Source organism: Pseudomonas sp. DW-iso17 (assembly GCF_058725345.1).
Genome location: NZ_JBZXEA010000032.1, coordinates 153,519 through 164,876 on the forward strand (window position 1 = coordinate 153,519; position 11,358 = coordinate 164,876).

At 63.7% G+C, this 11,358-nt stretch carries 9 protein-coding genes and 2 riboswitches; of the genes, 5 read left to right on the plus strand and 4 right to left on the minus strand.

The window, feature by feature from the left end; all coding sequences use genetic code 11:
* Positions 1-29: 29 nt before the first annotated feature.
* Genes AC4PS6_RS18920 through AC4PS6_RS18930 form a run of 3 tightly spaced genes read right to left on the minus strand, consistent with a single transcriptional unit; the run spans position 30 to position 1,323 of the window.
* Positions 30-422: a cobalamin biosynthesis protein gene (locus AC4PS6_RS18920; RefSeq protein ID WP_019820250.1), complete on the minus strand. Its 393-nt coding sequence runs from the start codon at positions 420-422 to the stop codon at positions 30-32.
* On the minus strand, positions 419-1,123 hold the full coding sequence (locus AC4PS6_RS18925; protein ID WP_336826366.1) for a CbtA family protein: 705 nt from the start codon (positions 1,121-1,123) through the stop codon (positions 419-421). Before AC4PS6_RS18925 ends, AC4PS6_RS18920 begins: the two co-directional genes overlap by 4 nt.
* A gap of 11 nt (positions 1,124-1,134) precedes the next feature.
* Positions 1,135-1,323, minus strand: a complete 189-nt coding sequence (locus AC4PS6_RS18930) for a CbtB domain-containing protein (protein WP_003190735.1) — start codon at positions 1,321-1,323, stop codon at positions 1,135-1,137.
* Between the two features lie 96 nt (positions 1,324-1,419).
* Positions 1,420-1,631: riboswitch (cobalamin riboswitch) on the minus strand.
* A gap of 191 nt (positions 1,632-1,822) precedes the next feature.
* On the opposite strand from AC4PS6_RS18930, the gene AC4PS6_RS18935 reads away from it, so the two are divergent.
* From AC4PS6_RS18935 to AC4PS6_RS18955, 5 genes are all read left to right on the plus strand, one after another.
* Positions 1,823-3,190 carry a M10 family metallopeptidase C-terminal domain-containing protein gene (locus tag AC4PS6_RS18935; protein WP_003190737.1) on the plus strand — a complete coding sequence of 456 codons (1,368 nt, stop codon included), beginning with the start codon at positions 1,823-1,825 and terminating at the stop codon, positions 3,188-3,190.
* Between the two features lie 64 nt (positions 3,191-3,254).
* Positions 3,255-3,454: riboswitch (cobalamin riboswitch) on the plus strand.
* A 93-nt stretch (positions 3,455-3,547) separates the two neighbouring features.
* On the plus strand, positions 3,548-4,609 hold the full coding sequence (gene cobW, locus AC4PS6_RS18940; RefSeq protein WP_014718278.1) for a cobalamin biosynthesis protein CobW: 1,062 nt from the start codon (positions 3,548-3,550) through the stop codon (positions 4,607-4,609).
* Between the two features lie 2 nt (positions 4,610-4,611).
* Positions 4,612-8,373, plus strand: a complete 3,762-nt coding sequence (gene cobN, locus AC4PS6_RS18945) for a cobaltochelatase subunit CobN (protein ID WP_336826369.1) — start codon at positions 4,612-4,614, stop codon at positions 8,371-8,373.
* A 125-nt stretch (positions 8,374-8,498) separates the two neighbouring features.
* Entirely contained in the window at positions 8,499-9,503 is a 1,005-nt protein-coding gene (locus AC4PS6_RS18950) for a magnesium chelatase ATPase subunit I (RefSeq protein WP_019820244.1), read from the plus strand.
* 53 nt (positions 9,504-9,556) lie between these two features.
* Entirely contained in the window at positions 9,557-10,159 is a 603-nt protein-coding gene (locus tag AC4PS6_RS18955; RefSeq protein WP_019820242.1) for a vWA domain-containing protein, read from the plus strand.
* A 114-nt stretch (positions 10,160-10,273) separates the two neighbouring features.
* Here AC4PS6_RS18955 and AC4PS6_RS18960 read toward each other — a convergent pair whose 3' ends face one another.
* Entirely contained in the window at positions 10,274-11,221 is a 948-nt protein-coding gene (locus tag AC4PS6_RS18960) for a DUF1853 family protein (RefSeq protein ID WP_336826372.1), read from the minus strand.
* Positions 11,222-11,358 lie beyond the last annotated feature (137 nt).

Consider the following 11,358-nt stretch of genomic DNA (forward strand, 5'->3'; position numbering starts at 1 on the left):
CATGCTCAAGAGCGGAAATTATCGGGTTTTTAACCCGCGCAGGCTAACGCAAAGGTGGCCTGCGCGCTTTTTTGACGGGTGATCAGCAGGCGGGCAGGGCTGTCGGACAGCTGTTCGGCGAGGGCCAGGGCGGCGCTTTCGGCCACGCCGTAACAGCCGGTGTGGGCAAAAGCCAGCGCTGAGCGATGGCTCAGCCGATGTTCATAGCCCGCCAGGTGCTCGGCGCTGAAGCACTGCAAGGGCAGGTTCGATCGCTGAGCCAGTGCCAGCAGCCCAGGTTCCTCGCGTTTGTGGTCAATGCTTGCCAGCGCGGTCACGCGTGAGCGATCAATGCCGGCCTCGACCAGGGCGCTGTCGAGCAACGCCAGCAGGCTGTGAACCTCACAGCCCCGCTGGCAGCCCAAGCCGACAACCAGGATCATGCCGAGTATTGGTCGTCGCGGTTGCGGCGGAACAACCAGGCGCTGATCAGGCCCAAGGCCAGCCAGAAAGCGACGTTGGTCAATTGCGAGGCGATCTTGAACTGCGCTTCGAGCGCCTCCGGGGCCAGCATCGAATGTACCTCAGGTTGCGGCGCGCCGATGACGTGGGGCACGGCAAGAATCGCCAGCCCAAGGCCTTTCAACAGCCAATTGCGACCGAACACGATCAGCGCCAGGCCGGCGGCGGTGGAGGCTGCGGTGCCGATCCACCAGGTCTGGCGCAGTGTCAGGTCCGCGGCCGCAGTGCCCGGCAGTTCCGGTGGCAGGCCCAGGGTGGGGGCCAGTACAAAGGTCGCGTAGCCGGCCAGGCCCCAGAGCAGGCCTTGGGCGGTGCGGGTCGGCGCACGCAGCGTGTAGAGGCCGGCGAGCATCAGTGCAAAGCCTACGGCCACCACCAGGTTGCCTCCAGTGGTGGACAACACACGCTGCCAGCCATCTTCCGGCTCCCAGGCTTGGGCATCGTGGCTGTGGGCAGCAACGCCAGCGGCGTGCTCGTGCACCACTTCGGCGGCTGGCGAGGCTTTTTCAAAGCTTTCCGCCTGCAGGATCAGCGGTGCCACCCAGAAACTTTGCAGCAGGGTCAGCAGCAAGGCAGCCAAAAGCCCAGTGAACCCTGCGGTTTGCGCAATACGCTTGATCATGTCGGCAGCTCTCAATGGCACGGGAACGCGGCGCTGTGGCGGGTATCGTGGGCGGCGTTGTGCACCGCCTCGATATGCGAGAACCCGGCGAAATACACCAGGCACGCGCCAAGGATCGACGCACCGATGGCGGCGGTCAGGCGTTGGCTGAGGGTGGCGGTGCTAGTGGCGGTGTGCGAAGTGCTGCTGATGATCGACATGGCGCGTCCCTTTCAGGTGTCAGGGTGAAACGAGCGCATGAAAACCCCACGCGCCAGGCACGCAGGGTTCGAACAGCGCCCGCCCACCGCGGGTTTGTTATCTGAAGTTTTCGGGCCGGTCTCCGGGCTTGCGAGGGGCGGCTCTGGAAAGAGTCCTCCTGAAAGCATCGCCTTCCCATGCACAAGCACAGTGGCCATGACGCTTCGCTCGCTTACCGTTGCGGGGGCAGCACCGGACTTGTCATTGGATTTGACGCACCGGTTTCCCGTTTCACCCTGTGAAGGGCACCCGAAACAAGGTGTGTAGGAGAGCATGGTGTGCAGGTCAGCGTCAATTGGATGAGGACACCTACGAAGTACACGGCGATGAAGTATTTGCAGACGCAATAGGCAGACACGCGATGTATGAAGTGTTTGGGAACGCCTGCGCTTTTTTCGATAACTCAGAAGGAAACCCGGTTTATCTCCCCGCGCAACATTGAAATTAACGGTGGGCTTTATGCGACTTTCCAATACGCTGCAAAGTTTTCATGCGCCGCTTGCTGGCGATCAGCAATCAGCGGTGGCCGATGCGACCCTCAGGCCCAACGACCCCTCTGAATCGAACGTTGATAAACCCTCTTTCACGGTTGATCAGGCCGCGCGTCAAATCACTCGAACCGGCCATCGTTGGTTTGACGCCAATCGCGACGGCATCACGCAGATCTCCTATTCATTCAACAAGCACGCAAGAGGGCACACGGCGTTCAATGCGACCCAGAAAGAGCAGGCCCGGCGCTCGATGCAATCGTGGGAGGATGTCGCGAATGTTTCATTCCAGGAAGGCAGTCGTCGCCCCGAGGGGCTTCTAGCGTTCTCCAATAGCACGGACTACGAGGTCGCCTTCGGCCAGTATCCGGGCCAGGAAGGTAAAGTGCTGATCAATCCCCGATTTGGCACCAATACTAATCCAGCCTTGCACAACCATGGGCGAATGACCCTGACCCATGAAATTGGGCACAACCTGGGCCTGTTACACCCAGGCACCTATAATTTTGGTAATCCCAATTACCGCGATCACGCCTTATATGCTCAGGATACGCGGGCTTACAGCGTGATGAGCTACTTCGATGCACCTGAAGCGGGTAAACACTTCAATGGAAAGTTACCGTCGGCGCCGATGATGGATGATATCGCCGCTGCGCAGCGGGTTTATGGTGCCAATAACACGACGCGCAATTCAGATACCACCTATGGCTTCAACTCCAATGCGGGACGAGACTATCTGGAGTTGAACTCGCGTCACGATACGGCCTTGTTTTGTGTATGGGACGGTGGTGGTGTCGATACGTTGGACTTTTCCAAGTATCACCAAAACCAGACTATCAATTTGCGGGCGGAGTCCTTTTCGGATGTTGGCGGCCTGGTGGGGAATGTTTCCATTGCCAAGGGGGTTACGCTGGAGAATGCAATCGGCGGCTCCGGGCATGACTCGATCATTGGTAACCAAGCAAACAACGTGCTTAAAGGTGGGGCGGGTGCGGATCGACTCCGAGGTGCGGGGGGCGCTGACACCTTCGCTTACGACAATGCCAGCGACTCCACGCCGGAATATCCCGATCAGATTATGGATTTTGTCACGGGTGTGGACAGAATCGATCTGTCGAACCTGCTGGGCAACGCGGGGGTTGATGCCCTGAGGTTCGTCAGGCGGCTGACGGGCAAACCAGGTGAAGCGATTCTGGATTACAACCGTACGACTAACCTGTCTAGGCTGGCCATCGACCTCACAGGGAATGGCCGATTTGATTTTTTCCTCAAGGCTTACGGCCCGATCAATGTGCCCGACATCATCACCGCCAATCCTGGCAGGCAGCGCTACGCCTAGTTGGCCGCTGCCTGGACCGACTTGCCGGTAGGTGCTTGAGCATTGACCGCCTGCCGTGCACTGCGTAGCCTTGCACCCTCGAGGTTCTTCGGCCCAGGCCGAAGCTAAGAAGGGAACGCGGTTCAAGCCGCGGCTGCCCCCGCAACTGTGAAGGGTTCAGTTGACTGCCACGCCACTGCCGATAGGGCGGGAAGGCGCAGTCAGCGTTGGTCGCAAGACCTGCACACCCCAAGCCAGGAGACCTGCCTCGCCACTGATTTTCCAATTCAACCGGGCGGGGTGATCCGGTGACGAAATCCGCTGCTGCGCGCCGCCGCAGGGCCTGTCGTCCCGTATGCCCGCCCCAAAGGGCATCCGATGAAAACACTGGCCAAACTTCCCGTCACCATCGTTACCGGCTTCCTTGGCTCGGGCAAAACCACGTTGCTGCGCCATATGCTCGACAACGCCCAGGGCCGTCGCATTGCGGTGATCGTCAACGAGTTCGGCGAGCTGGGCATCGACGGTGAAATCCTCAAGCAGTGTTCTATCGGTTGCACCGAAGAAGAAGCCAATGGCCGCGTCTACGAACTGGCCAACGGTTGCCTGTGCTGCACGGTGCAGGAAGAGTTCTTTCCGGTGATGCGCGAATTGGTCGCCCGTCGCGGTGACCTGGACCATATCCTCATCGAAACCTCGGGCCTGGCCCTGCCCAAGCCGTTGGTGCAAGCCTTCCAGTGGCCGGAAATCCGCAGCGCCTGCACCGTTGACGCGGTGATCACCGTGGTCGACAGCCCGGCCGTGGCCGCCGGTACCTTTGCCGCCTTCCCGGACCAGGTCGACGCCCAGCGCAAACTTGACCCGAACCTGGACCACGAGTCGCCGTTGCATGAGCTGTTCGCCGACCAACTGGCCAGCGCCGACCTGGTGATCCTCAACAAAAGCGACTTGATCAGCGCCGAAGACCTGGCCCGCGTGCGCCTGGAGGTCGCCGAAGAACTGCCGGCCGCGGTGAAGATCATCGAAGCCAGCAGCGGTCGCCTGCCTCTGGACGTGCTGATCGGCCTGGGCGCCGGTTCCGAGGAACATATCGACGGGCGTCACAGCCATCACGACCATCACCACGAAGGTGAAGACGACCACGATCACGATGCCTTCGACTCCATCTCCATCGACTTGCCCCAAGCCGATGAGGCGCTGCTGCTCGACGCCCTGACCCAATTGGTGGTGCAGCACGGCATCCTGCGGGTGAAAGGGTTCGCCGCGATCCCCAACAAACCGATGCGCCTGCTGATCCAGGGCGTGGGCACGCGCTTTGACAAGCACTTCGACCGTGCCTGGGGCGCTGACGAAGCACGCACCACGCGCCTGGTGCTGATCGGCCAGGAACTGGACGCCGCCGGCCTCGAAGCGCAATTGCGCGCTGCCCTCAGCGTTTAACCATGCACCTGCTCAGGACCCAACCCGGTGGTTTCGTCGCGGACGACAATATTGCCGACCTTGGCCAGACCCCCGCTGAACTGGTGATCCTGTGCAGCGGCGATTCCAGCCTGGCGCTGCTCGCCGAAGCCGCCCAGCAATTGCCCGAGGATTACCCCAGCCTGCGCCTGGCCAACCCGATGCAGGTGCAGAACCATGCCTCGGTCGACCTGTACGTCGACGAGGTATTGCGCCACGCCAAGGTCATCCTGCTGTCATTGCACGGCGGCATCGGGTATTGGCGCTACGGCATCGAGCGCCTGGTGGAGTTGGCCGAACGCGGCGTCACCCTGATCCTGGTGCCGGGTGACGACCGCCCAGACCCGGAACTCAGCAGCCTGAGCACCGTTGCGGCCGAACACCGCGAGCGCCTGTGGCACTTCCTGCGCCAAGGTGGCCTGGGCAATGCCCTGGATTTTTACCATTGCCTGGCCAGTGCCCACCTGGGACGCGACTATGCCTGGGCCGAGCCGCAAGCGCTGCCGCGCACGGCGATCTATCACCCGCGCAACGCCAATGCCCGCCTCAATGACTGGCAGGCCGATTGGCACGCTGATTGGCCCGTGGCTGCGGTGCTGTTCTACCGCTCGCATTTGCAGGCGGCCAATACCGGCTTTATTGATGTGTTCTGTCAGCGCTTGCAAGCGGCGGGCCTCAACCCGTTGCCGATTGCGGTGGCCAGTCTGAAAGAGCCCGGCTGCCTCACGGTGGTTGAGGACCTGCTGGACGATGTGCAAGCCTCGGTGATCCTGAACACCACCGGCTTTGCCCAGTCCAGCCCGGAAGCGCCGCACCTGCGCCCGTTTCGCCGCAATATCCCGGTAATCCAGGCGATCTGCGCCCAGGACAACCAACCCGGCTGGCAGGCCAGCGAACAAGGCCTGGGGCCCCGTGACCTGGCGATGCATATCGCTTTGCCGGAGCTGGACGGGCGCATCATCAGCCGGCCCATCAGTTTCAAGGACCTGGCCTGGCGCAGCGAGCGCAGCCAGTCGGATGTGGTGTGCTACCGCGCAGCGCCCGAGCGCATGGATTTTGTCGCTGAGCTGGCACGCCGTTGGGTCGAGTTGGCGCGGGTGCCCAATGCCCAGAAACGGATTGCGCTGATCCTCGCCAACTACCCGACCCGCGACGGTCGCATCGGTAACGGCGTGGGCCTGGACACCCCGGCGGCAGCCCTGAATATCCTGCGCGCCTTGCAAGCCGAAGGCTACCCGGTGGCGGATGTGTTGCCCGACAGTGGCACCGCGCTGATCCAGGAACTGCTCGGCGGCGTCACCAACGACCTCGACAGCCTCGACCTGCGGCCCTGCCATCAAAGCCTGGGCCTTGTGGAATACCAGGCGATGTTTGATCGTTTGCCGGCCTCCAATCGCCAGGCCGTGCTGGAGCGTTGGGGCGCGCCGCAAAACGATCCGATGTGCCGCGATGGCCGCTTGATGGTCGCCGGCCTGCGCCTGGGCCTGACCTTTGTCGGCATCCAGCCGGCCCGGGGTTACCAGGTAGATGCCAGCGCGGTGTACCACGACCCGGACCTGGTGCCGCCCCATGGCTACCTGGCGTTCTATTTCTGGCTACGCCATACCTACGGCGCCCACGGCGTGATCCATGTGGGCAAGCACGGCAACCTGGAGTGGCTGCCCGGCAAAGGCGTGGGCCTGTCGGAGCACTGCTGGCCGGATGCATTGCTGGGGCCGCTGCCGAATATCTACCCGTTTATCGTCAACGACCCGGGTGAGGGCGCCCAGGCCAAGCGGCGCACCCAGGCGGTGATCATCGACCATCTGATGCCACCGCTGACCCGCGCCGAAACCTACGGCCCGCTGCGTGACCTTGAGTTATTGGCCGACGAATATTACGAGGCGCAATTGCTCGACCCGCGCCGTGCGCTGGAGCTGCAAAAAGACATCCTCAAACTGGTGCGCGAAACCCGTATCGACCAGGAGCTTGAACTGGGCAGTGAGGCGGACGCGGCGGTGTGGCTGCCGCGCCTGGATACCTACCTGTGCGACTTGAAGGAATCGCAGATCCGCGATGGCCTGCATATCTTTGGCGAGTCGCCCGAGGGCCGCTTGCGTATCGACACCTTGCTGGCGCTGTTGCGCATTCCCCGTGGCGATGGCCGGGGCCCGCAGTCGAGCCTGCTGCGAGTGTTGGCCAAGGCATTCGACCTGGGGTTTGATCCGCTCGATTGCGCACTGGCCGAGCCCTGGACGGGGCGGCGCCCGTTGGTGTTGCAGAAGATTGACGATCAGCTGTGGCGTACGGCCGGGGATACCCGTGAACGTCTGGAGTTGTACGCGGCGCGCTTGATCGAGCAGGCACTGGAAGGCCCCATCGAACAGTTGGAAGAGCCCGGCTGGCAGGAGGTGAAGGCGGTGATCGAAGGCCTGCGCATCGTCGTCGCGCCACGCCTGGATGCCTGCGGCCCCGCAGAGATGCGTGGCTTGCTCGATGCCTTGAGTGGGCGTTTTGTCCCGGCGGGGCCCAGCGGTGCGCCGAGTCGCGGTCGGCTGGATGTGCTGCCTACGGGGCGTAACTTCTTTACCGTGGACGTACGCAACCTGCCAACCACCACGGCCTGGCGTCTCGGATTCCAGTCGGCCAACCTGATTCTTGAGCGGCACCTGCAAGACCACGGTGACCACCTGCGTCAGCTCGGCCTGTCGGTATGGGGCACTGCCACCATGCGCACTGGCGGGGACGATATCGCCCAAGCCATGGCGCTGATGGGCGTGCGCCCGGTATGGGCCACCGGCAGCCAGCGGGTGGACGATTTCGAGATCCTGCCGATCAGCTTATTGGACCGTCCGCGCGTGGACGTGACCCTGCGCGTGTCCGGGTTCTTCCGCGATGCGTTTGCCAACCTGATCCGCCTGTTCGATGCGGCGGTGCAGGCGGTGGCGGCCCTGGATGAACCCGACGACATGAACCCGCTGGCCGCCAAAGTGCGCAGTGAACGCCAAGCATTGCTTGAGGCGGGCCTGGATGAAGGTGCCGCGGCCAAGCAGGCCGGCTGGCGCATTTTCGGCGCCAAACCGGGTGCCTATGGCGCGGGCGTGCAGGGCGCGATTGACGGGCGCTTGTGGCAGAGCCGCGAGGACTTGGCCGAGGTCTACCTGAACTGGGGTGGCTACGCTTACGGGGGGGCTGACGAAGGCACTGCGGCTCGCGAGCAATTTGCCCAGCGGTTGAGCCAGGTGCAGGCGGTGTTGCAGAACCAGGACAATCGCGAGCACGACTTGCTCGACTCCAACGACTACTACCAATTCCAGGGCGGCATGCTGGCCGCCGTGGAAACCCTGAGCGGCGAAAAGGCCGCCAGCTACCATGGCGACCACAGCCAGCCGGACGTGCCGAAAATCCGCACCTTGAAAGAAGAGCTCAACCGGGTGATCCGTTCCCGTGCGGCCAACCCCAAGTGGATCGAAGGCGTGAAGCGCCATGGCTATAAAGGCGCGTTTGAAATGGCCGCGACCGTGGACAACCTGTTCGCCTTCGACGCTACCACCGCGCTGATTGACGATCACCAATACGCCTTGCTCGCCGATGCCTACCTGCTGGACCCTGATACCCGTGCCTTTGTGCAACAGCACAACCCAGATGCCCTGCGCGACATGACCGAGCGCATGCTCGAAGCCCAGCAACGTGGCTTGTGGCAGGCACCGGGGGCGTACCGCGAAGCCTTGGAAAACCTGTTGCTGGACATAGAAGAAGACAGCTGAGTGATCGTTCCCACGCTCCGCGTGGGAATGCAGCCCGTGACGCTCTGCGTCACAAGAACGGACGCCGAGCGTCCAGCGAAGCGTTCCCACGCGGGAGCGTTGGAACGAGCTATTAAGAGTTGACTATGACTGATACTCCCCATTTCCCGCTGTCCGCCGTGGTCGGCGCCGATGACTTGAAGCTCGCGCTGTGCCTGGCGGCCATCGACCCGAAGATCGGCGGCGTGCTGATCGAAGGGCCACGGGGTATGGCCAAGTCGACCCTGGCCCGTGGGTTGGCGGACCTGCTGGCCAGCGGGCAGTTTGTCACTTTGCCCCTGGGCGCAACCGAAGAGCGCCTGGTCGGCACCCTGGACCTGGATGCCGCGCTGGGCGAAGGCCGCGCGCAATTCTCCCCCGGCGTGTTGGCCAAGGCCGACGGCGGGGTGTTGTACGTGGATGAAGTCAACCTGCTGGCCGACCACTTGGTGGACCTGCTGCTGGACGTAGCCGCCAGCGGCACCAACCTGATCGAACGCGACGGGATTTCCCATCGCCATGCGGCGCGCTTTGTACTGATTGGCACCATGAACCCGGAGGAGGGCGAGCTGCGCCCGCAGTTGCTCGACCGCTTCGGCTTCAACGTGGCCTTGAGCGGGCAAACCTTGCCCGCCGAGCGCGGGCAGATCATTCGGCGTCGCCTGGATTTCGACACTGACCCGGCGGCGTTCTGCGCGCAGTGGGCGCCAGCGCAAGCTGCCTTGCGCGAACGCTGCACCCTGGCGCGGGCACGGCTAGACAGTATCGCCCTGGATGACCAGGCGTTGGCCCACATCACCGAGCGCTGCTTTGCCGCAGGGGTCGACGGCCTGCGTGCCGACCTGGTCTGGTTGCGTGGCGCCCGTGCCCATGCGGCGTGGCGTGGCGCCGTCGCTATCGAGCAGGACGATATCGACGCGGTGGCGGAGTTCGCCTTGCGCCATCGACGTCAGCAGCAAGCGCCTGCAGGCGCGCCGCCCCCGCCGAATGACGGGCCGTCATCGTCACCCTCTGACCCCTCGCCCGGCCAAGGCCAGTGGGGCGATATGCCCGCACCCGCCTTGCCCACGGGCACCCGCCGCGATGTACCCACCTGGCCAAAAAAGCCCTAGGCATCCGCCCCCGAGCTGACACGGGGGCGGATGCCCGGCCCCAGGCGGGGCGATTGAACACTGGCCGGCAGGGCAAGGCCCGCAGCGCACAGCGCGGGGCGATCAATTGGCCGGGCACGTTGCTGGGTGGGCGGCCGCAATGCCGTGAGGACCTGCTGTTCCACCTGCGTAGCCGGTCGGCTCCTGAACTGTGGTTGGTGATTGTCGATGCCTCGGCGTCCACGCGGCGCCATCGGGCGTTGACCGATGCCAAGGGGTTGTTGGCTCAGCTGTTTGACGATGCTTATCGGCAACGGGCGCGCATGGCGTTATTGACGGCCAGCGGGCAATCGCCGAAGTGGCAGGTGCAAGGCTTGAAGGCGGCGAAAGGCTTGGCCGATTGGTTGGGGCAGTTGGGAGCAGGCGGCGGGACGCCGTTGCTGGCTGCGCTGACGGAGGCGGGGCATTGGTTGGCGGCACGGCGCAAGCGCTATCGGGCCGAGCAACAGAAGCTGCTGGTGGTGACCGATGGGCGGCTCAAGGCGACGGGCGCGCTGCCGCGGTTGGAGTGTCCAGGCATGCTGATTGACATCGAACGTGGGCCTATCAGGTTGGGGCGTGCTGAGGAATTGGCGGTCGGATTGCAGTTGGAGTATCAGCACATCGATAAGTTGTAGCGCCTGGGCTATCGCCATCGCAGGCAAGCCAGCTCCCACATTGTGGCGGCGCCGCCGGTTCCATGTGGGAGCTGGCTTGCCTGCGATGAGGCCCTCAATTACACCGCACACCTATCAGCCTGTCCCCGGTACATTCGGCCAAAGATCGGCCACCAGAAACAACCGCTCTGCTTCTTCCCACGCCTCACCGTTCGGCACCATGCGCACCAGCAACTGCGCCGGGGCCATCGGGTCCAGGTCTGCCAGCCAGCCTTTCATCTGCACTTCACTCCACACTTCATCGGCCGGGTAATACGCGGGCGCCAGCCAGGCATGGCGGGGCAGGGGTTGCCAACGGCCCTCTGGGCGGGTGCTGACAAAGTCTGTCCAGTCGCGCTGATGCAACCAGCGCCCACGCAGGTGCTGCGGGTGAGCGCCGAGGGGGGAGAGCGCCGCGCCGGGCCAGGGGTAAAGCAGATAGCCGCCGAGCCACAAATGCGCATCGAACGCTTGGATATCCAGCGCCGCCAAGGCCTCGCGGCTTTCTGCCCGCGCAGAGATTGGCAATTGATGCTCGGCCAGGTGTGCCAGCTTGCGGTCCAGCCGATCATGGCAGCCAGGCCCCAGCCATTGCGTAGCGTCCTGGCCGTTGCCGTCCTGCGGGCCCAGGTAGAGTTTGATCGCCAGTTCCAGGTGGTGCACCCCATCGCGGTCGCGCAGCAGCATGTCCAACTCGCCCAGCGTGTGCCCGGCACGGCGGATCGGCAGGTTGGCGGCCAGCAACTCCACGCCCGGCGCATGCTGCACCGCAAATTGCCACAAGCGCTCGTAGTACAGGCCCAGGCGCCGGGTACGTGCCAGGCTCAACCACTGCTGCAACGCGCTGCTGTCCTGGTCCAGCTGGCGCAGCCAGGCTTCGAGTTGGTGAGGGGCTTGCACCCAGTCACTGCCCGCCAGCGGATGGCGCTGCGGCCAAGGCGTCTGCGCCAGCATCGGTGGTGCGAGCATCACCCACGCCAGGTCGCGCACCTCGGGGTGGCGCAGTTGGCGGGGCAGGGTGTGCAAGTCGGGGAATGGCGTCATGGTCCGAGCATAGCCTTTTCAGCGCGCAGAAGGTGCCTGAGAACCATTGTCATCAAGGCGTGGCGGCGACAAAGGATTTTGCCTGAGGCGGCCTTTCGCCCATAATCGCTCTTTTTGCCTCACCCCAGATCCCGCAG